At 72.2% G+C, this 22,841-nt stretch carries 23 protein-coding genes and 1 riboswitch; of the genes, 8 read left to right on the top strand and 15 right to left on the bottom strand.

Annotation, left to right across the window (positions count from 1 at the left end; genetic code table 11):
* Nucleotides 1-54: 54 nt before the first annotated feature.
* The gene (locus ACVGV2_RS00805; protein ID WP_459164133.1) at nt 55-747 is read left to right on the top strand and encodes a TMEM175 family protein; all 693 of its coding nucleotides are present in this window, start codon (nt 55-57) and stop codon (nt 745-747) included.
* 153 nt (nt 748-900) lie between these two features.
* Here ACVGV2_RS00805 and brnA read toward each other — a convergent pair whose 3' ends face one another.
* Entirely contained in the window at nt 901-1,134 is a 234-nt protein-coding gene (gene brnA / locus ACVGV2_RS00810) for a type II toxin-antitoxin system BrnA family antitoxin (RefSeq protein WP_459164134.1), read from the bottom strand.
* Nucleotides 1,124-1,375: a BrnT family toxin gene (locus ACVGV2_RS00815; RefSeq protein ID WP_459166089.1), complete on the bottom strand. Its 252-nt coding sequence runs from the start codon at nt 1,373-1,375 to the stop codon at nt 1,124-1,126. Before ACVGV2_RS00815 ends, brnA begins: the two co-directional genes overlap by 11 nt.
* A 23-nt stretch (nt 1,376-1,398) precedes the next feature.
* On the opposite strand from ACVGV2_RS00815, the gene ACVGV2_RS00820 reads away from it, so the two are divergent.
* Nucleotides 1,399-1,596, top strand: a complete 198-nt coding sequence (locus ACVGV2_RS00820) for a hypothetical protein (protein WP_459164135.1) — start codon at nt 1,399-1,401, stop codon at nt 1,594-1,596.
* Nucleotides 1,597-1,610: 14 nt separating this feature from the next.
* On the opposite strand, the gene ACVGV2_RS00825 is transcribed toward ACVGV2_RS00820, so the two are convergent.
* From ACVGV2_RS00825 to ACVGV2_RS00845, 5 genes are all read right to left on the bottom strand, one after another.
* Nucleotides 1,611-2,240 (bottom strand): hypothetical protein, encoded by a 630-nt coding sequence (locus tag ACVGV2_RS00825; protein ID WP_459164136.1) that lies wholly within the window; start codon nt 2,238-2,240, stop codon nt 1,611-1,613.
* A 16-nt stretch (nt 2,241-2,256) separates the two neighbouring features.
* Nucleotides 2,257-3,492, bottom strand: a complete 1,236-nt coding sequence (locus ACVGV2_RS00830; protein ID WP_459164137.1) for a WXG100 family type VII secretion target — start codon at nt 3,490-3,492, stop codon at nt 2,257-2,259.
* 19 nt (nt 3,493-3,511) lie between these two features.
* Nucleotides 3,512-3,811 carry a hypothetical protein gene (locus ACVGV2_RS00835; RefSeq protein WP_459164138.1) on the bottom strand — a complete coding sequence of 100 codons (300 nt, stop codon included), beginning with the start codon at nt 3,809-3,811 and terminating at the stop codon, nt 3,512-3,514.
* Nucleotides 3,808-4,155 carry an SAV_915 family protein gene (locus ACVGV2_RS00840; protein ID WP_459164139.1) on the bottom strand — a complete coding sequence of 116 codons (348 nt, stop codon included), beginning with the start codon at nt 4,153-4,155 and terminating at the stop codon, nt 3,808-3,810. Before ACVGV2_RS00840 ends, ACVGV2_RS00835 begins: the two co-directional genes overlap by 4 nt.
* Before the next feature lie 721 nt (nt 4,156-4,876).
* Nucleotides 4,877-5,800, bottom strand: coding sequence for a helix-turn-helix transcriptional regulator (locus tag ACVGV2_RS00845; protein WP_459164140.1), 924 nt, complete (start codon nt 5,798-5,800; stop codon nt 4,877-4,879).
* Nucleotides 5,801-5,942: 142 nt separating this feature from the next.
* Here ACVGV2_RS00845 and ACVGV2_RS00850 point away from each other — a divergent pair, with 142 nt between their 5' ends.
* Together ACVGV2_RS00850 and ACVGV2_RS00855 are read left to right on the top strand one after the other, a co-directional pair.
* Nucleotides 5,943-6,710, top strand: a complete 768-nt coding sequence (locus tag ACVGV2_RS00850; RefSeq protein WP_459164141.1) for an SDR family NAD(P)-dependent oxidoreductase — start codon at nt 5,943-5,945, stop codon at nt 6,708-6,710.
* Between the two features lie 94 nt (nt 6,711-6,804).
* Nucleotides 6,805-7,827 (top strand): zinc-dependent alcohol dehydrogenase family protein, encoded by a 1,023-nt coding sequence (locus tag ACVGV2_RS00855; RefSeq protein ID WP_459164142.1) that lies wholly within the window; start codon nt 6,805-6,807, stop codon nt 7,825-7,827.
* Between the two features lie 209 nt (nt 7,828-8,036).
* Here ACVGV2_RS00855 and ACVGV2_RS00860 read toward each other — a convergent pair whose 3' ends face one another.
* The 5 genes from ACVGV2_RS00860 to cobN all read right to left on the bottom strand — a co-directional run bounded on the left by ACVGV2_RS00860 (nt 8,037) and on the right by cobN (nt 14,997).
* Nucleotides 8,037-8,792: a zf-HC2 domain-containing protein gene (locus ACVGV2_RS00860; RefSeq protein ID WP_459164143.1), complete on the bottom strand. Its 756-nt coding sequence runs from the start codon at nt 8,790-8,792 to the stop codon at nt 8,037-8,039.
* A gap of 108 nt (nt 8,793-8,900) precedes the next feature.
* Nucleotides 8,901-9,467 (bottom strand): sigma-70 family RNA polymerase sigma factor, encoded by a 567-nt coding sequence (locus tag ACVGV2_RS00865; RefSeq protein ID WP_459164144.1) that lies wholly within the window; start codon nt 9,465-9,467, stop codon nt 8,901-8,903.
* Between the two features lie 42 nt (nt 9,468-9,509).
* Nucleotides 9,510-10,130, bottom strand: coding sequence for a DUF5134 domain-containing protein (locus tag ACVGV2_RS00870; protein ID WP_459166090.1), 621 nt, complete (start codon nt 10,128-10,130; stop codon nt 9,510-9,512).
* 96 nt (nt 10,131-10,226) lie between these two features.
* Nucleotides 10,227-11,234: a cytochrome c oxidase assembly protein gene (locus ACVGV2_RS00875; RefSeq protein WP_459164145.1), complete on the bottom strand. Its 1,008-nt coding sequence runs from the start codon at nt 11,232-11,234 to the stop codon at nt 10,227-10,229.
* Between the two features lie 130 nt (nt 11,235-11,364).
* Nucleotides 11,365-14,997, bottom strand: a complete 3,633-nt coding sequence (gene cobN / locus ACVGV2_RS00880; RefSeq protein ID WP_459164146.1) for a cobaltochelatase subunit CobN — start codon at nt 14,995-14,997, stop codon at nt 11,365-11,367.
* A 118-nt stretch (nt 14,998-15,115) separates the two neighbouring features.
* A riboswitch (cobalamin riboswitch) is annotated at nt 15,116-15,285 on the bottom strand.
* Between the two features lie 38 nt (nt 15,286-15,323).
* Here cobN and cobG point away from each other — a divergent pair.
* Genes cobG through ACVGV2_RS00895 form a run of 3 tightly spaced genes read left to right on the top strand, consistent with a single transcriptional unit; the run spans nt 15,324 to nt 18,831 of the window.
* Nucleotides 15,324-16,619: a precorrin-3B synthase gene (cobG, locus tag ACVGV2_RS00885; protein ID WP_459164147.1), complete on the top strand. Its 1,296-nt coding sequence runs from the start codon at nt 15,324-15,326 to the stop codon at nt 16,617-16,619.
* Nucleotides 16,616-17,242 (top strand): precorrin-8X methylmutase, encoded by a 627-nt coding sequence (locus ACVGV2_RS00890; RefSeq protein ID WP_459164148.1) that lies wholly within the window; start codon nt 16,616-16,618, stop codon nt 17,240-17,242. The genes cobG and ACVGV2_RS00890 overlap by 4 nt, the downstream gene beginning before the upstream one ends.
* On the top strand, nt 17,239-18,831 hold the full coding sequence (locus ACVGV2_RS00895; protein ID WP_459164149.1) for a precorrin-2 C(20)-methyltransferase: 1,593 nt from the start codon (nt 17,239-17,241) through the stop codon (nt 18,829-18,831). Before ACVGV2_RS00890 ends, ACVGV2_RS00895 begins: the two co-directional genes overlap by 4 nt.
* Here ACVGV2_RS00895 and ACVGV2_RS00900 read toward each other — a convergent pair.
* The gene (locus ACVGV2_RS00900; RefSeq protein ID WP_459164150.1) at nt 18,819-19,559 is read right to left on the bottom strand and encodes a cobalt-precorrin-6A reductase; all 741 of its coding nucleotides are present in this window, start codon (nt 19,557-19,559) and stop codon (nt 18,819-18,821) included. The two genes, ACVGV2_RS00895 and ACVGV2_RS00900, sit on opposite strands and share 13 nt — an antisense overlap.
* Nucleotides 19,560-19,579: 20 nt before the next feature.
* On the opposite strand from ACVGV2_RS00900, the gene ACVGV2_RS00905 reads away from it, so the two are divergent.
* Nucleotides 19,580-20,650 (top strand): cobalt-precorrin-5B (C(1))-methyltransferase, encoded by a 1,071-nt coding sequence (locus ACVGV2_RS00905; protein ID WP_459164151.1) that lies wholly within the window; start codon nt 19,580-19,582, stop codon nt 20,648-20,650.
* Nucleotides 20,651-20,898: 248 nt separating this feature from the next.
* On the opposite strand, the gene cobM is transcribed toward ACVGV2_RS00905, so the two are convergent.
* Nucleotides 20,899-21,642 carry a precorrin-4 C(11)-methyltransferase gene (gene cobM / locus ACVGV2_RS00910; RefSeq protein ID WP_459164152.1) on the bottom strand — a complete coding sequence of 248 codons (744 nt, stop codon included), beginning with the start codon at nt 21,640-21,642 and terminating at the stop codon, nt 20,899-20,901.
* The gene (cbiE, locus tag ACVGV2_RS00915) at nt 21,639-22,838 is read right to left on the bottom strand and encodes a precorrin-6y C5,15-methyltransferase (decarboxylating) subunit CbiE (RefSeq protein WP_459164153.1); all 1,200 of its coding nucleotides are present in this window, start codon (nt 22,836-22,838) and stop codon (nt 21,639-21,641) included. Before cbiE ends, cobM begins: the two co-directional genes overlap by 4 nt.
* Between the last annotated feature and the right edge of the window lie 3 nt (nt 22,839-22,841).

Raw genomic sequence — 22,841 nt, forward strand, 5'->3', positions numbered from 1 at the left:
CTCTCCCGCCGCCCTCGGCCGTCGTCCCGCACGTGCAGTGGAGTCGGAGAAGCGTTGGCAACGAAGTACGAGCGGGACACGTCGAATTTCGACAGGGCGCTGGGTTTCTTCGACGCCGTTTACGGGTTCGCGCTGACCCTGCTGGTGACGACGATCGACGTCAGCGGCGAACAGCACTGGCGAAGCTTGGGCGGCCTCTTGGCCGAGGACGGCGCCCAGCTGTTCTCCTTCCTCATCAGCTTCGTGGTCATCGTGGCCTTCTGGCGGCAGAACCACGCGCGGATCGGGGAGTTCACCGCGCTGGATTCGAGGACGATCTCCGCGAACGTCGTGGTGATCGGGTGCGTCATCTTCATCCCGTTCACCACCGAGGCGATGGGCGATGCGGATCTGCAGGAGCTGCCGCTGCCGACTGCGGTGTACGCGCTGAACGTGGGCGTGGCGATCTTGGCGAACATCGTCATGTACCAGGTCGCGCTGACCCGCGGCCTGGTCGACAGCGACGACCCTCCGCGGGCGCGTCGTGCCCGGCTGCTCAGCGAGCTGGTCCAGCCGGCGGTGATGTTCGCCTCGATTCCGGTCACCTACGTCGGAGTGTCGCTGTGGGGCGATTCCACCGCGGGCAAGCTGTTCTGGCTGCTGCTGCTGGTGACCGGTCCGCTCGCGGGACGCATCGCCGAGCGCGCGGCGCGCCGGGCACGTGTCGAGGCAGGCCTCACCGGGTCTGCCGGGCCCTCCGCGCAGTAGGCGGCAGATCTTCCTGCGTGCCCATCCCGATCCCGGCAGTGCGCTCGGTGGCGGATTCGCCGCCGAGCCGATTCCGGGAGTGCCACGAGCGGGTTCAGGTGGTGCTCGTTCGGGAAACCCCCGATCGGGTGGGGAGTCCGCTGCTGCGCGCGTTCAGGCAGCGCGTGTTGGATGTTCGAGCCGGTCGGCGAGCCAGACCTTGATCACGGACTGGCGGGTCACGCCCAGCCGCCTGGCCTCGCGATCCAGTGCTGCGATCATCCATTCGGGGAAGTCGACGTTGACTCGCCGCTGTTCTTCACCCGGGCGCTGCGCCTTGGCGAGGTCGAGCGCTGAGGTGATGTCTTCGCCGCGGTCGAACTTGTCGTCGAACTCGTCAGCCTTCACAGATCGCTACCTCCTCATCCCGAGACCGGCGCACTGAGATGATTCCGATGTCGCCCTGCCGCACGGTCACCACTGCTGACCAGCACTTGTCGTCGATGCGGCCGATGACCAGCCATCGCGGTTCGTCCACAGTGCGCGCGGGGACCTCGATGCGGAAGGGGTCTCGCCACAGGGCCTGGGCCTGGTCGAAGTCGATGCCGTGCTTGCGCCGGTTCGTTGTTGTACTCGCATGTACACGGATCGTGTGAACGGAGGTGATGCATCATGATCCGCGTCAGCGATGACACCCGCCGCCGCATCCACCGCGTCGCCCGCGACGAGTTCGGCGGCGCCAGTGCGGACGAGACGATCCAGCGGTTGCTGGACGAGCACTGGACGGCCACCGCGCCGGCCGCCGTGCGCCGGAGCTGGACCCGGACGGCGAGGAGCGGGCCGAGGTCCGCAGCGCGCTGGCACGAATGATCGACCTTTGGCCATCATCGTTGCGGGCGGTACTGGGGAGGCATGTTGAGCCCGAGGAAGTCCCTGGCCATCTTGTTGGTCTCGGCTCCGTGCACGTGGACGGAGTGCAGGATCCCGTTGTACACGAGATCCCACAGCTCCCGGTTGCGCTGGATGTCGTTGAGCTGCGCGGAGAACTCGTTTCCGTGGCGGTCTTTCAGCTCGATCGACCGGGCAGCTCCGCCGACCGTGGCTTTCACCTGAACCAGTTCATAGGTTTTGACGAACGTTCGTTGGCTGCCACATACCCAGTCCGCGCCCGCCGACAGGCGAAGGTTCTTTCCAGCGAGCATGAAGATGAATGGCCATGGTATGACGAACAGCCATAGCCACCATACAGACATCCAGCCGACGCCCCAGTCCTTGAAGGTCAGGAACACGATGATGATCCCCGAGAGGATCGATCCAATGATTGCCCAATCTTTCTTGCGGGGGTAGAACCACTCAAGTATCGGGCCTCCGTCTTCCGGAGGGCGAGGGACCTTGCTCTCACCGTTCTTGTGTTTCTCGTCGGGGCCTGACCAGTCCTGCTCCAGTGGCGCGTGTGGCGGACGTGGTTGCCCGGTCTGCGGGTTCGGTTTCGGCGGTAGGTCAGTTTCACGCATGGTTGTCACTCGTCCTCTAGAACAGATCGCTTGCCCAGTCACCGACCGCGTTAGCAGCATCACCGACCGCACTAGCAGCGTCTCCGGCCAGGTCAACGGCATCGTCGCCCCATTCTTCGATGGCGAATCCGACGCCAACCGAGGCGACTGCTCCGAGTCCAACAGCCCAGCCCACGGGGCCACCAGCGGCAAGCACAGCTGCGGAAGCCCCTGCACCAGCAGCCCAGCCACCAAGGTTTGAAGCGGCGCTGGTCGTAGGGTCTTTCCCGGAGACGCCAACGTCGAATCCGATTCCGGTGACAGCAACACCAAGGCCCACAACCGGAAGCTTGCTACCGACTTTAAGGGATCCTCGAAGAACCTTGTTTCCGACCGCCTGCGGCTTCGTCCCGAAATTGAGGTTCATTTGAACTAGTGATTTGGTTTTCGGGCTGAGCTTGTCGACGAGCTTCGCGGTTCTGGTCGCCGTGGCCTTGTTCTGTGCCGCGGCCTTGTTGACGGAGTTCGTGGCGTGGATGGCTGCTGCTCGTGCTTGCTGTTGCAAGCTCAGGTTCGGGCTGTGCATGAGACGCGCGGCCCGTTCGAGCTTGCCGCTGTTGGCGATGCTCGTGGCCGTCGCCCGGAAGGCGCTGGTCCGGGTCGCAACTGCCCCGGCAAGACCGCTCATGACATCAGTGATGTGGAACGGGCTCTTCTCCACGAGCCCGCTGACGAACCGGTTCAACACGCCCAGCGAGCTGTTCTCCAGGTCCCGGGCATCAGTGATGGTCTGCGAGCACTCCTGGTACGCCTTGACCTTGCGGGCGTAGGCGGCTTGCGCCTGCGTCCCGGCCGCGTGGGCCTGCTTCTGCTCGGGTGTGGCCGGCTTGTCCGACGGCAGCGGCGCGGGCGGCGTCGGTTCGGGCCCGGGTTCCATGATCTGGTCCCCGTGCACCTCCAGCCCCGCCTCCCGGGCGTGGTGGCGCGCTTGCTCGACTCGCTGCTTGACCGTGTCGAGGTTGTCCGCGTGCTTGTTCAGCTCGCGGCACATCCCGGCGTGGTCGGTGCCGACGTCGTCGATCTCGGGCGCCATGCGGGACATGCCGCTGCGGAAGGACTCGCCGGCCTCGCTCTGCCAGGCCGCTTCGGAAGCGCTGCGCGCCTGGTGAACATCCGTACCGGCGGTGTGGATGCGTTGCTCCACCTGGCTCAGCCACTGAGCCGTGGCGCGCATGTCCGCGGAGCTGCCCTCGATTTTGGTGCTTAACGGCATTTCCCACCCCAGTGGTCGTTCACCGCGGTCCGGTGTTGCCCAGGTCCCCGGTGTTGTGCAGGTTCTCGGCGCTGGTCTGATCGGTCTCCTGGTACACGTCCCGACTGGACTGGACCGCGTCGCCCACGGCGCCCAATCCCTCGGAGATCCCGGCGGTCGAGGACGTCAGCATGGCCAGAGCGGCGGCCACGGCTTGCGTCGACATCCCGACATCGGGCGCCGGGGGAGCTGAGGCTCCGTCTTCGAGCTGGCTGCCGCCGTTGCGCAGTTTGCTCGCGATCCCGTCCAGCTCGCCGAGGTGCGCGTTCGTGCCGCTCATTGCTCCGTAACCCCTTCCGAGTCGTTGCGCTGATCGGCCGGCAGCGCGACGTCCCACAGCACCACGTCCGCGCCGCTGCGCTCCTGGATCTCCTGCACCTTGTCGGAGGGCAGCGAGGCCCAGGGCTGCAAGTCCCCGCAGTTCTGCACCAGCGAATCCAACGAGGTGTAGGCCACGACAGCTGTGCGCCCGTCCTCCAGGCGGCGCAGTTCCACCGTCACCTCGGTGTCGCCGCGCAGCACGCGCTCGCACGGCACGTACACCAGCTCGGCCGGCTCGTCGTTGATCTCCGCCACGTAGTCCGCACCGATCACCGATGGCGCGGCACCGTCCCGCTCCTGCATAGCCTCCCCTGAACCGGCAAGCGAGAGCACGTCTCTGGATCGGGCAACACCCTATCGGACACCCGACCACGCGGGAGCGTGTTTCTACTCATTCCCGCTTCGTGATCGCTCCGGCGGAGCGGCGGCCGTTGTGCGCCCCGGAGTGGCAGTTGCGGCCCCAGAACGGCGGCGGTTGCGCGGCCCCGGATACGAACAGACCCCCGGATCAACCGGGGGTCTGCCGTGCTATATTCCAAGTGCGACCAAGAAATAAAGCAGTGCAGAGTCTAGCACGGGATAGGCTCCCTCGTTCACCGTTCCCGGCAGGTGCGCGGCAGGGATGAGACCGGGCCGCGGTTCATAGCCGTGAGGAACGCCGTCAGAGGGCGTGCAGCTCGAGTGCCAGGCAACGCGGGAATCTAGGAGCACCCGGCCCCGTCGGTCGTAAGCCCTGGCACCGATGCTCGGACACCCCGCCCATCATCGCGGCTCTGTCCGTAACCCCCGGCGCTGTCGAGCCGTAACAAGCTCGACGGGGTAGACCTCCGAAGGCACAATTCCGGTACACCGAGATGTCTACCTCCTTTTTTGAACTCGGGTGGCCTGCGTCGAATGCACGGCGTCGAACGCACGGCCCACCCGAGTTCGGGGGGATCCCAGCCTTACGTGTCCACGCGGTGCCCGAAGGGGAGTCGCTCCGCTCCGCCCGTCCAATGGGTCGCCTGTCCACTGGGTCGCCCGTCTAATGGGTCGTGTTGCGCCGGTCCTGGTCGTCGCTGCTCACAGGTGGGACGTCGTCGGCAGGGGTGTTCGCCCAGCTGGCCAGCAGGGTCATGGCGTCGGCGGAGGGACTGCCGGGCTCGGGGCTGTAGACGGTCAGGACCAGGCCGGGATCTGCGGGCAGCGGCATCGTTTCGTAGGTGATCTCGATGTCGCCGACCACGGGGTGGTGGAAGCGCTTGGTGCCGGTGTGGTGCAGACGCACGTTGTGCCGGGCCCAGCGCGTCCGGAACGCCTCGCTGCGGGTGGACAGCTCCCCGACGAGGTCGGAGATGTCCCGGTCGTAGGGATCGCGTCCGGCGTCGGTGCGCAGCAGGTTGACCGCGCTGTCGGCCATCCCCTCCCAGTCGGGGTAGAACTCCGGTGCGCGGGGGTCGAGGAAGCAGAACCGGACGAAGTTGACCGGATGGCCGGGATCGGGGCGGAACTGGTCGGGGTACAGCGGGGAGTAGAAGGCGTGGGCCAGCTGGTTGCCGCCCACCAGGTCCTGGCGGGCGTTGCGCACGAACGCGGGCACGCTCATGGCGTCGAGCATGCGCTGCACCGTCGATCTGACGGTCTTCGTGCGGCGGTGCCGGGGCCGCTGCGGGCTGGTGATGACGCTGCGGTGCAGGTCGAACAGGTGGGAACGTTCGGCCTCGTCGAGCTGCAGGGCGCGGGCGATCGCATCGAGGACCTGCTCGGAGACCGTGTTGATCTTTCCGCGTTCTATCTGGGTGTAGTAGTCGACGGAGAGCCCGGCCAGGGTGGCGACCTCTTGGCGACGCAGTCCGGCGACGCGGCGTTTGGCGGCGTCGTAGACCGGTAGCCCGACCTGCTCGGGGGTGATCCGGGCCCGTCGTGAGGTGAGGAACTCACCGATCTCCGCGCGGTACTGCTTGCCCATGGTCTCGACGTTACGACGCGCTGGAGCACCGTTGCCAGGTTGAGGGGAGTGCTGTCAGCCCCCGTCTGAGCGCCACCTCCCACGCGCGCGTCCTGCGGGGTTGGCTGGGAGCAGACATCGTGGAACCGAAGGGGGACTTCCGTTGCACCCGACCTACGACTTCTCCGGCCGCGTCGCGTTCGTCACCGGCGCCAGCTCCGGGATGGGGCTGGCCACCGCCCGGGCCTTCGCCGAAGCCGGCGCCGCGGTGACCCTCGTCGATGCCGACGGGCAGGCGCTCGCGGCGGCGGAGGCCGAGCTTCGCGAGGCGGGGCACCGAGTGCTGGCCGCGCACTGCGACGTCGCCGACGAGGACCAGGTCGCGGCCGCGGTCCGCGCCACCGTCGAGGAGTTCGGCAGCCTCGACTTCGCCTACAACAACGCCGGCGTCCAGTCACCCGCGACCGACGCCGCCGACGAGTCCGCCGAGGTCTTCGACCGCACCAACGCCGTCAACCTGCGCGGTATCTGGGCCGCCATGAAGCACGAACTCGCCCAGATGCGCGCGCAGGGCTCCGGCGCCATCGTGAACTGCTCCTCGCTCGGCGGACTCGTCGGGAACCCGGGCCGCGCCGCCTACCACGCGTCCAAGCACGGCGTCATCGGGCTCACCCAATCCGCTGCGCTCGAATACGCCCCGCGCGGCGTCCGCATCAACGCCATCTGCCCCGGCACCATCGCAACCCCGATGGTCACAGGAATGATCGACAGCGGGGATCTCGACGCCGACGAGGCCGCCGCCAGCCAGCCGATCGGCAGGCTCGGCACCGCCGAGGAGATGGCCGCGGCCGCGCTGTGGCTGTGCAGCCCCGCCGCCAGCTTCGTCGTCGGCGTCGCCCTGCCCGTCGACGGCGGATACACCGCCCGCTGAGCCGGGCACCGCCCGAACTGGACGAACAGGGAAGGCTCGCGACGCCGCGGGCCGCCCCGAACCCACCGACAGTCCCGACCGGAAGGAGCGCACCATGCGTGGCGCAGTCCTGCACGCACCGGGCGACGTTCGCGTCGAAGACCGCGACGCCCCGACCCTGCTCGCCCCGACCGATGCGATCATCCGCCCATCGGCGACGTGCGTGTGCGGATCGGACCTGTGGCCCTACCGCGGGATCGAGCCGGTCGATGGCCTGCGGCCGTTGGGCCACGAGTACGTCGGCGTCGTCGAACAGGTGGGCAGCGAGGTCACCACCGTCGAGCCGGGACAGTTCGTGGTGGGCTCGTTCATCGCCTCCGACGGCACCTGCGAGGCGTGCCGGGCCGGCTACCCGAGCGCGTGCGTGAACCGCGTGTTCATGGATTCGGTCGGCACGCAGGCCCAGTTGGCGCGCGTCCCGCTGGCCGACGGCACCCTCGTGGCCACCCCGGAGCACCCGCCGGCGGAGTTGATCCCCGGCCTGCTGGCCGCCTCCGACGTGCTCGGCACCGGCTGGTTCGGTGCCGTGGCGGCCGAGGCCGGCCCCGGCAAGACCGTCGCGGTCGTCGGCGACGGTGCCGTCGGGCTGCTGGCCGTGCTGGCGGCCCGGCAGCTCGGCGCGGAACGGATCATCGCGATGAGCCGCCACGAACCGCGGCAGCAGCTCGCCCGCGAATTCGGCGCCACCGACGTCGTCGAGGAACGCGGCGACGAGGGCGTGGCCCGGATCAAGGAACTGACCGGCGGGCCCGGCGCCCACAGCGTCATCGAAGCGGTCGGCACCCAGGAATCGATGCTGCAGGCCATTCATGCCGCCCGCCCCGGCGGGCACGTCGGCTTCGTGGGCGTCGCGCACGACGTGCAGTTGCCCGGTGAGGAGTTGTTCTTCTCCCAGGTGCACCTGCACGGCGGGCCCGCGCCGGTGCGCCGGTTCCTGCCCGAGCTGATCGAGCTGATCTTCAACCGCGAGATCGACCCCGGCCGGGTTTTCGACCTCGAACTGCCGCTGGAGCAGGCCGCCGAGGCCTACCGGGCCATGGACCAGCGCCGCGCCATCAAGGTGCTGCTGACCCCCTGACCGCTGATCCCAGGCGAAACCGAGCCGAGCTTCGCACAACGCAGGAGGACGACGAGCAATGCCGAACACCGTCGGCGGCCAAACCGCGTAGTCGACGTCGTCGGCGCGACGCCCCGCTCGTCGTCCGGACCGTCCACGCCGGTCGGTTCGGAGATACCGCGGGTGGCCCGCGCGCGTCGGTGGCGTTCGCGAGGACCGGGCAACGATGCCTACCCGGCGCGGCGGAGCCCGGCGGGCGGCAGCGGCCCGTGGCGGTGCGCGTCCGCTTCCGCGGCAGGCCCGCCCCGCTGCGCGTCGTCGAAGTCGACGGGCACGCCGTCCTCCTCGGCTTCCCCGGCGGAGCGCGGCCGCCGGCGCGCGGTGCCGCGGTGAACCAGCAGCAGGCAGACGAGGCCGAGCACCAGCAGCCCGTGCGCGGCGAGGCGGGGGACGGACACGGCGCCGTTGGCGAAGTCGACCACGCAGAACCCCGTGAGCACGGCCAGGAACGCCGAGAGCACGGGGACCAGTCCTGCGCTCGCGCGCACGCGGTAGGCGCACCAGAGCAGTCCGAGGCCGAGCGCGATGTTCCACGCCGTGCTCTCGTTGAACAGGTGCCCGGCGGTCAGCGCTCGCTCCGCCCGGTCGCCGTGGTGGGAACCGGGCAGGCCCGGTACTTGTGCCACGCCGAGCGCGATCTGGCACACGGCGACGCAGGCGAGCAGCACGCGCCTCCAGCGCACCGACAGCCAGCGCACCGGCCGACTGCGCCGGGCCGCCGCCGCTCGCACCACGGACCGGGACACGTCCGGGACGGGACGCACCGGGCGCACGCGCAGCGTTCGGGACAGGTCACGCGCGCGCTGCTCCCACGAGCGGCACGCGGAGCAGCCCGCGAGGTGGTGCTCCACGCGCTCGGCCGGCGCGGGAGGGGTTTCACCGTCGAGTCGGGCCGAGAGCGCTTCACGGCAGGTGTCGCAGTCCACGTCCATACTGTCGCGCGGGAACCGGCCGAAGTTCCGAGGAGGATCGGCGATGCGGCGCGCACGCCCGCGCACGTGCGGGACGGCGGTGGGAAGGGCGTCGACACCTGCTCACCCGGTTCCTTCGGAGGATCGGCCCTCGGGGTCGAGGAGCTCCGCGCGGGCGCGCGCCACGCGCGAGCGGATGGTGCCGACGGCGCACCCGCACACGTCCGCGGCCTCCTGGTAGGACAGGCCCAGCACCTGGGTGAGCAGCAGTGCCTCGCGGCGCTCGCCGTCGAGGCCGGACAGCACCAGGTTCACCTCGACGATGTCTTCGAACCCGGAAGCGTGCGCCGCGGCGCGCTCGCGATCGGCGGCTGCCGCCCAGTCGATTCCGGTATCCGTCCGGGGGCGCGAGCGTTCGTAGCGGATGTTGTCGACGACGACGCGGCGAGCGATGGACAGCAGCCAGACCCGGACCGAGGACCGGCCGGAGAAGCGGCGCAGCCCCTTCAGCGCACGCAGGTAGGTCTCCTGGGTGAGATCGTCCGCTGCGCGGACGCCGGCGCGGTGGGCGATGAAACGCCACACGTCGCGCTGCGTGCCGGCGACGAGTTCCTCCGAGCAAGCGCGATCGCCGGCGCGGGCGGCGAGCGCCAACGCGGTGAGGCGATCGTCCTCGGCCTCGGAGCGCATGCGGGAACCCTAGCTGTCGTCTCGCGGCCGCGGATCGCCGGCTCATACGAGCGAGGCCACCAGCATGTGGCCCATGCCCGCGGCCATCAGCGCGAGGCTGATCCGCACGGCGGCCGTGCTGTCCGCGGTCAGCCCGAGGGCGGGGCGCTGGGGCGGGACCGCTACCGCGGGTCCGCCGGCAGGCGCCGCGACCGACGTCTCCGAGGCCGCCGGACGCACGATCGCGAGCCGGCTCCACAGGTCGAAGGACCAGGCGAGCACCTGCAGGCCCAGGTACACCACCAGCACGGACGTCAGCAGCACCGGGCCGTGCATGGGCAGGGCCAGCATGTAGACCATGACCAGCTTGTCCAGGACCGCGCACGTCCACAGCGGGTTGAGCGCCCCCTCGCGGCGGCGCAGGACGACCGCGGTCACGGCTTCCGCGGCGGCCACGAGCAGGAAGAGCACGAGCCCCGCGCGATACGTGCCGGGATGGTGCGTGCCCGGCAGCGCGTACATCAGCAGCATGCCCGCGGCCATGATCGTGTGCCCGATGTGCCACCAGTGCGACTGGCCGCGCATCGACCACGCGTGCCAGACGTGCACGACCGCGATGCCGAGGAAGACCGCGCTCCAGGCCCACTGGGCCCACTCCGGCAGCAGCGGCATGCTCATCGTCATGTGTTCCACGCGCGGTTCCTCCTCGCCTCAACTCCGCCTTCGGTCACCGAGTCGGATGAGATCCACCGGAAGTTCCCGCCCGCGGACCGCCGGCGGTCAGTGCGCTTCGTCACCACCCGGGCGTTCGCGCTCGGACTCGCGGTGCAGCCGGGCCAGCTTCGCGTTGTAGGCGGCCAGGGCTTCGTCGGAATCCGCGTCCGCGTCGGCCAGCGACGTGGAACCGGCGTGCTCGTCCGCGGAGAGGGTGTTGCGGCGGGCCGTCTCCAACCACGCTCCCAGGCCTGCCTCGGAGGAACGGGACCTCGACCACATGCCGAGGATCACCACGGCCACGGCCGCCATGCCGGTGTCGCCGAAGAACCACATGATCGCCCCGGCCATGTCCTGGTCGGCCAGCAGGCTCGGACCCCAGTCCGGACGGGCCGCGGCGAAGGCGGGCGCCATCGGGTGCGGGACGAGCATGAGCACCACGCCGACGAGCGTGTCCGGCAGCATGCCCCCCATGAGCAGCCCGATGCGCAGCAGGTACGGCACCCGGCGCCAGCGGACCGGCTCACCGCCGATGACCGACAGGAACACCAGGTAGCCGGCGATGACGTAGGCCGCGATCTCGACGTGCTCCAGCCACGGGTGCAGCAGCCGCAGTTGCAGGAACGGTGTGAGGTGCGTGCCGATGAGCACGGCGCTGTAGAGGGCGAAACCCGTGGCCGGGTGCGTCAGCACGCCGATCGGGCGCGAGCCCAGCAGCGCCTCCCGGCGGCGCTCCTGCTGCGGTGTCGCCGCTGCGGAGACCCACAGCGACAGCGGGCGCCCCAGGGCCAGCAGCACCGGCACGAGCATGATCAGGATCAGGTGCTGGGCCATGTGCACCGCGAAGAGGACGTCGCTGTAGACGCCGACGGCGCTGTTGACGGCGATCACCCACGCCACCAGGCCGCCCAGGAAGCAGCAGACCCACCCCGCGGGCCACCGCTGCCCCTGCCGCCGGCTCGCGAGCACGCCCGCCAGGTAGGCGATCGCCAGGGCCGCCACGACGGCGTCCCAGACCGACCACTCCCAGCTCAGCAATCCCGAGGTCCAGGTCAACGGCTGCTCGGTCGACATGTCGGTCGGTGCCCTCTCCCACGAGCGGATCGTTTCCGCCCCCGAGTGTGCCGAGGTGGGGCAGGCGGCCGTCCCGGAGGGCTCGCAAGACGCGCCGCGCGGGGCGGGAGGCCCCGCCCCGCACGGGGGTTCAGCCCTGGTTGCCGTCCTCCAGATCGCCCTCGACCTGCAGGTACGTTTCCCGCAGGTCCTGCAACGTCTCCGGGTCGGGCTCCTGCCACATCCCGCGGTCGACCGCTTCGAGCAGCCGCCCGGTGATCCCGTGCAGCGCCCACGGGTTCGACTCGGACAGGAACTTCTGGTTCTCCGGGTCGCGCACGTAGCTCTCGGCGATCCGCTCGTACATCCAGTCCGCCACGACCCCGGTCGTCGCGTCGTAGCCGAACAGGTAGTCCACCGTCGCGGCCAGCTCGAACGCGCCCTTGTAGCCGTGCCGGCGCATCGCCGCCAGCCACCGGGGGTTCACCACGCGCGAGCGGAAGACCCGCGAGGTCTCCTCGTGCAGCGAGCGGGTGCGCACCGAGTCCGGCCGGGTGCTGTCGCCGATGTAGGCGGCGGGGGACTGCCCGGTCAGCGCCCGCACCGTGGCGACCATCCCCCCGTGGAACTGGAAGTAGTCGTCGGAGTCGGCGATGTCGTGCTCGCGGGTGTCGGTGTTCTTCGCCGCCACCGACATCCGCCGGAAGGCGTTCTGCATGTCCTCCCGCGCCGGGGCCCCGTCCATCTCGCGGCCGTAGGCGTAGCCGCCCCAGACGGTGTAGACCTCGGCGAGGTCGGCGTCGCCGCGCCAGTCCTGGCTGTCGATGAGCGGCAGCACGCCCGCACCGTAGGTGCCCGGTTTCGAACCGAAGATGCGCATGGTGGCGCGGCGTTCGTCGCCGTGCCGCTGCACGTCCTCGCGGGTGTGCGTGCGCACGAAGTTCTGCTCGTCCGGCTCGTCGAGCGCGGCGACCATCCGCACCGCGTCGTCGAGCATCTCCACCACGTGCGGGAACGCGTCGCGGAAGAAACCGCTGATCCGCACCGTCACGTCCACGCGCGGGCGGCCCAGCTCCGCCAGCGGGACCACTTCCAGCCCGTTGACCCGCCGCGACTGCTCGTCCCAGGTGGGGCGCACGCCCATCAGCGCGAGCACCTCGGCGATGTCGTCGCCGGCCGTGCGCATGGCCGAGGTGCCCCACACCGACAGCCCGACCGAGGTCGGCCACTCGCCGTTGTCGCCGCGGTAGCGCTCCAGCAGCGAGTCGGCCATGGCCCAGCCGGTTTCCCAGGCCAGCCGGCTCGGCACGGCCTTCGGGTCGACCGCGTAGAAGTTGCGGCCGGTCGGCAGCACGTTGATGAGCCCGCGCAGCGGGGACCCGCTCGGGCCGGCGGGCACGAAACCGCCGTCGAGGGCGTGCAGCGTGGCGGTGACCTCGTCGGTGGTGGACTCCAGCCGCGGGACGACCTCCTGCGCGGCGAACTCCAGCACCTGCCGCACCGGCTCCGGGTCGGCCGCGGCGTCGAGCCCCTCGGCGCAGACCTCGGCGGCCGCGCCCGCGGCCCAGCCGCGCTGCTCCATGGCCTGCACCAGCGCGTGCGCCCGCGTCTCGGTCTCGTCGGTGTCGCCGCGCGAGGCCGAGCCGTCTTCGGCCATGCCCAGCGCCTCCCGCAGACCGGGCAGCGCCTCCTGCTGCCCGCCCCACATCTGGCGGGCCCGCAGCATCGCCAGCACCAGGTTCACGCGGGCCTCACCGGTCGGCGGCTCGCCGAACACGTGCAGCCCGTCGCGGATCTGGGCGTCCTTGACCTCGCAGAGCCAGCCGTCGACCTGCAGCAGGAAGTCGTCGAACTCCGCGTCGTGCGGGCGTTCCTCGATGCCGAGGTCGTGGTCGAGCTGAGCGGCCTGGATGAGCGTCCAGATCTGGCTGCGGCTGGCCTCCAGCTTGGCCGGGTCCATCGCGGCGATGTTGGCGTGCTCGTCGAGCAGCTGCTCCAGCCGCGCGATGTCGCCGTAGCTCTCGGCGCGGGCCATCGGCGGCACCAGGTGGTCCACCAGCGTGGCGTGCACCCGGCGCTTGGCCTGGGTGCCCTCGCCCGGGTCGTTGACCAGGAACGGGTAGATCAGCGGCACGTCGCCCAGCGCTGCGTCCGGGGCGCAGGACGCCGAGAGCCCGGCCGACTTGCCGGGCAGCCACTCCAGGTTGCCGTGCTTGCCCAGGTGCACCATCGCGTGCGCGCCGAAGTCCTCGGCCAGCCAGCGGTAGGCGGCCAGGTAGTGGTGGCTCGGCGGCAGGTCCGGGTCGTGGTAGATGGCGATGGGGTTCTCGCCGAAGCCGCGCGGCGGCTGCACCATGAGCACGACGTTGCCGGCGCGCAGCGCGGCCAGCACGATCTCGCCCTCGGAGCTTTGCGAGTGGTCGACGAACTGCTCGCCCGGAGGCGGGCCCCAGTGCTGCTCGACCGCGTCGCGCAGCTCCTGCGGCAGCGTCGCGAACCACTCGCGGTAGCGGCTGGCGGGCACCCGCACCGGGTTGCCGGACAGCTGCTGTTCGGTGAGCCACTCCGGGTCCTGGCCGCCGGCGGCGATCAGCGCGTGGATGAGCGCGTCGCCGTCCTGCTCGGCCACGCCCGGCAGCGCGTCCTCGCCCTGCTCGGGGCCGACGTCGTAGCCGCGCTCGCGCAGCTGTTGCAGCAGCCGCACCGCGCTGGCCGGGGTGTCCAGGCCGACCGCGTTGCCGACGCGGGAGTGCTTGGTCGGGTAGGCCGACAGCATCAGCGCGACCCGCCGCTGCTCGGCGGGGGTGTGGCGCAGCCGCGCGTGGCCCACCGCGATGCCGGCGACGCGGGCCGCGCGCTCGGCGTCGGGAACGTAGACCGGCAGCCCCTCCGAGTCGTTCTCCTTGAACGAGAACGGCACGGTGATCAGCCGTCCGTCGAACTCGGGCACCGCCACCTGGGTCGCCGCGTCCATCGGGGACAGACCGTCGTCGTTGGCCTCCCACTGGGCGCGGCTGCTGGTCAGGCACAGGCCCTGCAGGATCGGCACGTCCAGTTCGGCGAGTTTGCCGATGTCCCAGGCCTCGTCGTCGCCGCCGGCGGAGGCGGTCGCCGGGCGCGAGCCGCCGGCGGCCAGCATCGTCACGACCAGCGCGTCCGCGCCCTCGAGCGTCTCCAGCAGCTCGGGGGAGGGACTGCGCAGCGAGCCGGAGAACAGCGGTTCGGGCCGGCCGCCGGCGTCCTCGATCGCCGAGCACAGGGTTTCGACGAAGTGCGTGTTGCCCGCCATGTGGTGGGCGCGGTAGTAGAGCACCGCCACGACGGGGCCGTCCGACGGGCCGCCTCCGCGCTGCGGCGCGCGCTCCAACCTGCCCCAGTCGGGCGCGGGCGCGGGCGGGGCGAAGCCGTGGCCGGTCAGCAGCAGCGTGTCGCTGAGGAAGTTGTGCAGCTGCGTCAGGTTCTCCGGGCCGCCGTGGGCCAGGTAGGAGTGCGCCTCGGCGCAGACGCCGCCGGGCACGGTCGAGTGCTCCATGAGCTCGGCGTCGGGCTGCTGCTCACCGCCGAGCACCACCACCGGGCGGGTGCCGGCCAGCAGCTGGTCCAGGCCCTCCTCCCAGGCGCGGCGTCCGCCGAGGATGCGCACGACGACGAGGTCGACGCCCTGCAGCAGCTCGTCGAGCTCGGCGCCGGCGTTGATCCGGGCCGGGTTGGCGAGCCGGTAGTCGGCGCTGCTGGAGCGGGCGCTGAGCAGGTCCGTGTCCGATGTGGACAGCAGCAGGATCACGCGGACCTCCTCCCCACGTGAGCCGTCACGTCGGGGAGGGCGGGCGCCAGGGCAGGCGCTGCCGCGGCGAATCGCATCAGTTGCACCTCTCTCGGGGTCCTCGCCCCGGGTTTGGCCGGTGGGACGGCAGGGTGAGTGTCTGGCTCCCGGGCGAGCCCTGGTGACGCGCCCGCCGGAGCCGTAGTCTGCAGCGGGAGGGGCTCGTCCGGTGACAGTGGCGGGACCGCGCCGGACTCGCACCGGCTTCCTCCGCCTGCCTCCGTTACGGGGTGACCCTACCGACAGTTCGCGCTGTGGCAAAAACCAGCCGACTACGATTCATGCGCATGTCCTCATCCGCCCACCGCTCCCGATCGCGCGCCGACGCCTGCCCCGGCGCGCTGCAGCCGCACCGCGCTGCCGACGGCGGTCTGGTCCGGATCCGCGTGCCCGGCGGGCTGCTCGACGCCCGCCAGTTCGCGGCGTTGTCGCAGCTCGCGGCCGATCTCGGAGCCGGATTCGTGGACCTGACCTCGCGCGGCAACGTGCAGCTGCGCGGGCTGGCCGACGACGCGGTACCGGAGCTGACCGCGCGGCTGCGTGAGCACGGGATGCTGCCGTCGGCCGAGCACGAGGGAGTGCGCAACATCATCGCCTCGCCGCTGAGCGGATGCGACGGGTCGGGCGTGGTCGATGTCACGGGGCTGGTCGGCGAGCTGGACCGCGGGCTCCGCGCCGACCCGGAGCTGGCCGGGCTGTCCGGCCGGTTCCTGTTCGTGCTCGACGACGGCCGCGGCGACGTGGCCGGCCTCGGCGGGGACGTGGCCGCGCTGCCGGTTTCCGAGCGTTCCGCGGCGGTGCTGCTCGCCGGTGCGGACAGCGGCCTGCGCGTTGCCGTCGACGCGGCGGCCGAGGCCCTGCTCGCGGTCGCGCGGGCGTTCCTCGCGGAGCGCGCGCGGCGCGGCTCGGCCGCGTGGCGGCTCGCCGAGCTCACCGAGGCCGTTCCCGCGATCACCGAGCGCGTGCGGGCGGAGTGCGCCGCCGGCTCCGGTGACCCCGTCGCAACCCCGCCGCCGCGGCAGCACGGACCGGTCGGCGTCGTCGGCGGTGGTGCGCACGGGTGTGCGACGCTCGCCGCCGCGGCACCGCTCGGACGCCTCGCCGGTGAGCAGCTCGACGCGGTCGCCGCCGCCACTTCGGGGAACGTCCGCCTCACGCCGTGGCGCGGGGTCGTGCTGCCGCACCTCGCCGAGCCGGGCACCGCCATGTCTACATTGGACGAAGCGGGGCTGGTGGTGGACGAGACCTCGCCCTGGAACGGCGTCACCGCATGCGCGGGCAAACCGGGATGTGCCAAGTCCTGGACCGACGTGCGCGGCGACGCGCGCCGCGCGCTGCCGCTGCTGCCCGCGGGCGCGGCGGTGCACTTCGCGGGGTGCTCGCGCCGCTGCGGGCGGCCGCGCGGGGAGGTGGTCGACGTCGTGGCCGGCCCGGAGGGCTACGAGGTGACCGGCCCGGAGGGCTCCGGGGCGACCGATCCGGAGGGTTCCGGGGGGTCCGGGGGCACCAATGACGACGACCGGGACGGCGCGGCCGGCCCCGGCACGACGGCCGCGATCGCGGCGCTGCGGAGGAAATCGTGAACGAGTACGTCCGAGACGGGGCGGAGATCTACCGCCGCTCCTTCGCCACGATCCGGGCGGAGGCCGACCTGTCCCGGATGCCGGAGGATCTCGCGCGGGTCGCCGTCCGGATGATCCACACCTGCGGCATGGTCGACCTCGTCGACGACCTCGCCTGGTCACCGGGCGTCGTCACCGCCGCGCGGGCGGCGCTGCAGGACGGCGCCCCCGTCCTCTGCGACGCGAAGATGGTCGCCGCGGGCGTGACCCGACGGCGGCTGCCGGCCGACAACCGCGTGCTGTGCGCGCTGGCGGAACCGGACGTCGCGGAGCTGGCCGCGCAGCTGGGCACCACGCGCACCGCGGCCGCCATGGAGCACTGGCGCGAGCACCTCGACGGAGCGGTGGTCGCCATCGGGAACGCCCCCACCGCGCTGTTCCGCCTGCTGGAGCTGGTCGCCGAAGGCGCCGGCAGGCCGGCCGCGGTGCTGGGCGTACCGGTCGGATTCGTCGGCGCCGTCGAGTCGAAGCAGGCCCTGGCCGAGAGCCCGCAGGAACTGGAGCACCTGGTGGTGCGCGGGCGCCGGGGCGGCAGCGCGCTCACGGCGGCGGCGATCAACGCGATTGCGAGCGAAGAAGATTGAGCAACCCGGCAAGCAGCGAACGAGCCACCGGCCGGCTGCGGGGCGTGGGGCTCGGCCCCGGCGACCCGGAACTGATCACGGTCAAGGCCGCCCGCATCCTCGGCGAGGCCGACGTCGTCGCCTACCACAGCGCCCGCCACGGCCGCAGCGTCGCGTACGCGCTGGCCTCCTCCCACCTGCGCGGCGACCAGGTCGAGGAGCCGCTGATCTACCCGGTGACCACCGAGACCACCGACCACCCGGGCGGCTACCAGGGAGCGATCGACGAGTTCTACGCCGACTGCGCCGAGCGGCTGGCGGCGCACCTGGACGCGGGCCGGGACGTCGTGGTGCTCGCCGAGGGCGACCCGCTGTTCTACGGCTCCTACATGCACATGCACAAGCGGCTCGCGCACCGCTACCCCACCGAGGTCGTGCCCGCGGTGACCTCGGTGAGCGCGGCCTCGGCGATGCTGGGCCGCCCGCTGGTGGAGCGGGACGAGACGCTGACCGTGCTGCCCGGCACGCTGCCGCCGGAGGAGCTGTCCCGGCGGCTGGCCGCGACCGACTCGGCCGCGGTGCTCAAGCTCGGCCGCACCTTCGGGCACGTGCGGGACGCGCTGGACTCCGCCGGGCGGCTCGACGAGGCGTGGTACGTCGAGCGCGCCACCACCGACCGCGAACGCATCCAGCCGATGGGCGAGGTCGACCCGGAGACGGTGCCCTACTTCTCGCTGGCGCTGCTCCCCAGCCGGGTGTCGGTGCCCGACTCGGTGCTCGGCTCAGAACCCGATTCGGGGCCCGAGTCGGACGTGGCGCCGGAGGCGAGCGCGAACGAGGCCACCGCGGCGGGGCCGGCGCCGCGCCGCGGCGAGGTAACCGTCGTCGGGCTCGGCCCGGCCGGGCGCCCGTGGCAGACCCCGGAGGTGCAGGACGCGCTGGCCAGCGCGGACGAGCTGGTCGGCTACGGGCCCTACCTGGACCGGGTTCCCGCCAACCCGCGGCAGGTGCGGCACGCCTCGGACAACCGGGTCGAGTCGGAGCGCGCCGAGCACGCGTTGCAGCTGGCCCGCGCCGGATCGCGGGTCGTGGTCGTCTCCTCCGGCGACCCGGGAGTGTTCGGGATGGCCACCGCGCTGCTGGAGACCGCCTGCGAACCCTCGTACGAGGACGTGCCGGTGCGCGTGCTGCCGGGCTTGAGCGCCGCGCACGCCGCGGCCAGCCGCGCCGGGGCGCCGCTCGGGCACGACTACTGCGTGCTGTCCCTGTCGGACCGGCTCAAACCGTGGGACGCGATCGCCCGGCGGCTGAGCGCGGCCGCGGCCGCCGACCTCGCCATCGCGATCTACAACCCGGCCTCGCGCAGCCGCGGCTGGCAGGTCGAGGCCGCCCGCGAGCTGCTGCTGGAGCACCGGGCCCCGGACACCCCGGTGGTGATCGGGCGCAACATCGGCCGGGACGACGAGCGGGTCACGACCGCGCGGCTGGCCGACCTGGACCCGGCCGAGGTGGACATGCGCTGCCTGCTCATCGTGGGCTCGTCGACGACCCGCGCCGTCGAGCGGGGCGCGGGCGCGGCCGTCTACACCCCGCGCCGCTACCCGGAGTGAGCCTCCAGCCACGCGACCGCCTGCCGGGGCGTCTCCACCAGGGGCGCCTCGGGCGGCGGCGGCCGGCGCACGACGACCACGGGCAGCCCGAGCTCGCGGGCCGCGCGCAGCTTCGCCGCCGTCGTCGGCCCGCCGCTGTCCTTGGTCACCACCACGTCGAGGTCGCGGCTGCGCAGCAGTTCCAGCTCGCCGTCGAGCGTGTAGGGTCCGCGGTCGAGCAGCACCTCCAACTGCCGCGGCAGCGGCGGTTCGGGAGGGTCGACGCAGCGCAGCAGGAAGTGATGATCGTCCAGCCCGGCGAACGCCGACACGTCCTGCCGCCCGGTCGTGAGGAACGCCCCGCGGCCCAGTTCGGGCAGCAGGTCCGCAGCGGCCCGCACCGAGGGCACCCAGCGCCAGTCGTCGCCCGGCCCCGGCGTCCAGCCGGGGCGGCGCAGCACGAGCAGGCGGACCCCGGCCGCGTGCGCGGCCTGCACCGCCGAGGTGCTCATGCGCTGTGCGAACGGGTGGGTGGCGTCGACGAGCACATCCGTTCCGCGTTCCCGCATCCAGTTCGCCAGGCCCGCGGGGCCGCCGAAACCGCCGATGCGGACTTCGCCCTCCGGCAGGCGCGGGTCGCGCACGCGCCCGGCCAGGGAGGAGACCGCGTCGAAGCGCGGGTGCTCGGCCAGCGCCCCGGCCAGCTCGCGGGCCTCACCGGTCCCGCCCAGCAGCAGCACCGAACTCATGCCGCCTCCCGGAGGTCGCGATGAGCGAGCTGCGCCACGGCTGGACCACTGGCGCGTGCGCCACCGCGGCCGCGGCCGCCGCCTACACGGCCCTGCTGACGGGCGAGTTCCCCGACCCGGTGGTGATCACGCTGCCGAAGGGGCACCGGCCCGCCTTCGCGCTGGCCCACGAGGAGCTGGGCCCGGACCGGGCGAGCGCGTCGGTGGTCAAGGACGCCGGGGACGATCCCGATGTCACGCACGGGGCGCTGATCGGCGTCACCGCCCACCCGGGCGAACCGGGCGCGGGCGTGACGTTCCGCGCAGGACCCGGTGTCGGCACGGTCACCAAACCCGGCCTGCCGCTGGAGGTCGGCGAGCCCGCGATCAACCCCGTCCCGCAGGAACTCATGAGCGGCGCCGTGGCCGAGGCCGCCGCCGAGCACGGCGGGACCGGCGACGTGGTGCTCGAAGTGTCCGTTGCGGACGGGGAGGAAATCGCCCGCAACACGTGGAACCCCCGGCTCGGCATCCTCGGTGGACTGTCCATCTTGGGCACCACGGGCGTCGTCGTGCCGTACTCCTGCTCGGCCTGGATCGCCAGCATCCGCCGCGGCGTCGACGTCGCCCGCTCCGCCGGGCGCCAGCACGTCGCCGGCTGCACCGGCAGCACCTCCGAACGCGCGGTCACCGAGCTGCACGGGCTGCCCGAGGACGCGCTGCTGGACATGGGCGACTTCGCCGGCGCCGTGCTCAAGTACCTGCGCCGCCACCCCGTCCCGCGGCTGACCATCGGCGGCGGGATCGGCAAGCTCGCCAAGCTCGCCGCCGGCCACCTCGACCTGCACTCCGGCCGCAGCCAGGTGGACTTCGCCGTCCTCGCCGACATGGCCCGGGAATCCGGCGGCGACGAACAGCTCGCCACCCGGGTGCGCGGCTGCAACACCGCGCTCGAAGCGCTCGGGCACTGCCGCGAGGCGGGCGTGCCGCTGGGCGACGTGATCGCCGAGCGCTCGCGCAGCACCGCCGCGGAGGTCCTGCGGGAGGCGCCGGTCGCCGTCGACGTCGTGGTCATCGACAGGGGCGGAACCATCGTCGGTCGGGCGCATTAGAAGGTCGCTCTCGGGATCAGTTGCGGGGTGCTCGGGTGGCGGAACCTCAGGCGGCGCCTCGCTCCGGGATCTGTCACATCGAATAGCTCCCTATGCAACGTTCCAGCTGTCCTCGCGAGGCGCACGCCTGAGAACCCGCTGGTGGCCGGCTTGGCAACGGGGTGGAAGCGGCTTCGCCGCTTGACAGGAGAAAACTTCGCCAACGCCCGAAAAACAACCTCGCTCGCCGTGCTGCTGCAGGCCCGGCGTCACGTGCGTTCCCGCTCCGGTGAGTACAGCGCGCTGTCCCGGAACTTCGATGCGGTGAGCACCTCGCCGACCACGAACACCGCGGTCCGCTCGATCCCGGCGGCGTGCACCTGCTCGGCGATGTCGGCCAGCGTGCCGCGCAGGACGACCTCGTCGCTGCGGCTGGCGCGGGCGACCACGGCCACCGGGCACTCGGCGCCGTAGTTCGGCGTCAGCTCCGCCACCAGCTCGTCGACCCGCTGCGCCGACAGGTGCAGCACCATCGTCGAGCCGCTCCGGCCGAGCGTCGCCAGGTCCTCGCCCTCGGGCATCGGCGTCGCCCGCGCGGCGGTGCGGGTCAGCACCACCGTCTGGCCCACGCCCGGCACGGTCAGTTCCCGGTTCAGCGACGCGGCCGCCGCCGCGAACGCCGGCACCCCGGGTGTTACCTCGTAGGGCACGCCGGCGGCGTCGAGCCGGCGCATCTGCTCGGCCATCGCGCTCATCACTGACGGGTCGCCGGAGTGCAGCCGCGCCACGTCCAGCCCCTGCCGGTGCGCGGCCACCAGCTCGTCGATGATCTCGTCGAGCGTCATCTTCGCCGTGTCGACCAGCCGCGCCCCGGAGGGGCAGTCCTGCAGCATCTCCGGCGGCACCAGCGCCCCGGCGTACAGGCACACCGGCGACTGCTCGATGAGCGTCCGGCCCCGCACGGTGATGAGGTCGGCCGCTCCGGGGCCGGCCCCGATAAAGTGCACGGTCATTCCTTGGTCACCTTCCACGTCGTCACGGGTGCCATGGCGCGCCACCCGGTGAATCCGCCGACCGGCGCGCCGCGGCTGATCTGGGTGCGCAGCAGCTCGCCGCCGAGCCGCTCGTGCCAGCCGGCCAGCACCGCCTCCGACTCGACCGTCACCGCGTTGGCCACGAGCCGACCGCCGGGAAGCAGCGCGTGCCAGCAGGTCTCGAGCACCTCCGGGGTGGTCACCCCGCCGCCGACGAACACCGCCGCCGGGCGTTCGCGCTCGACCAGCACCTCCGGCGCGGCACCGCGCACCACCCGCAGGCCCGGAACGCCCAGCTCGGCCGCGTTGCGCTCGGAGCGCTCCGCGCGGTCCTCCCGCTTCTCGAAGGCCACCGCGCGGCAGGAGGGGTGGGTGCGCATCCACTCGACGGCGATGCTGGCGGCTCCGGAGCCGACGTCCCACAGCAGCTGGCCGGGTGCGGGGGCGAGGTGGGCGAGGGTGATCGCGCGGACCTCGCGCTTGGTGAGCTGGCCGTCGTGCTCGTAGGCGTCGTCGGGCAGGCCGGGGACGCGGGGCAGCGGGGGAATTTCGACGTCGGCGGGGACCTCGACCGCGAGGATGTTCAGCGAGTCCACAGTGGAGTGCTGCCAGTCCCGCGCCGCGCCGGCGATCCGGTGCTCCTGCTCCGAACCCAACCGCTCCAGCGCGGTCATCCGAGTGCTGCCGTGGCCGCGGGCGGTGAGCAGTTCCGCGACCGCCGCGGGAGTGCTGCCGTCCGCGCTGAGCACCAGGACCTGCTGGCCCGGCTGCACGAGCGGGAGCAGCTGCTGCACCGGGCGCCCGACCAGGCTCACCACCTCGACCCGGTCCAGCGCCCACCCCATGCGCGCGCACGCCAGCGACAGCGACGAGGCCTGCGGGAACACCCGCACGTTCGCGGCGCCGAGCATCCGCACGATCGTGCTGCCCACGCCGAAGAACATCGGATCGCCGCTGGCCAGCACGCAGACCGCCCGGCCCGCGTGCTCCTCCAGCAGCGAGCGCAGGGCCGGCAGCATCGGCGACGGCCAGGCCACCCGCTGCGCGGGCACGTCTTCGAGCAGCTCCAGCTGCCGGGAACTGCCCAGCACGACCTCGGCCGCGCGCAGCTCCTGCTGCGCGGCTCGGGAGAGCCCGCGCCACCCGTCCGCGCCGATCCCCACGACCGCGACCATCGG

It is taken from the genome of Bounagaea algeriensis, assembly GCF_054491375.1.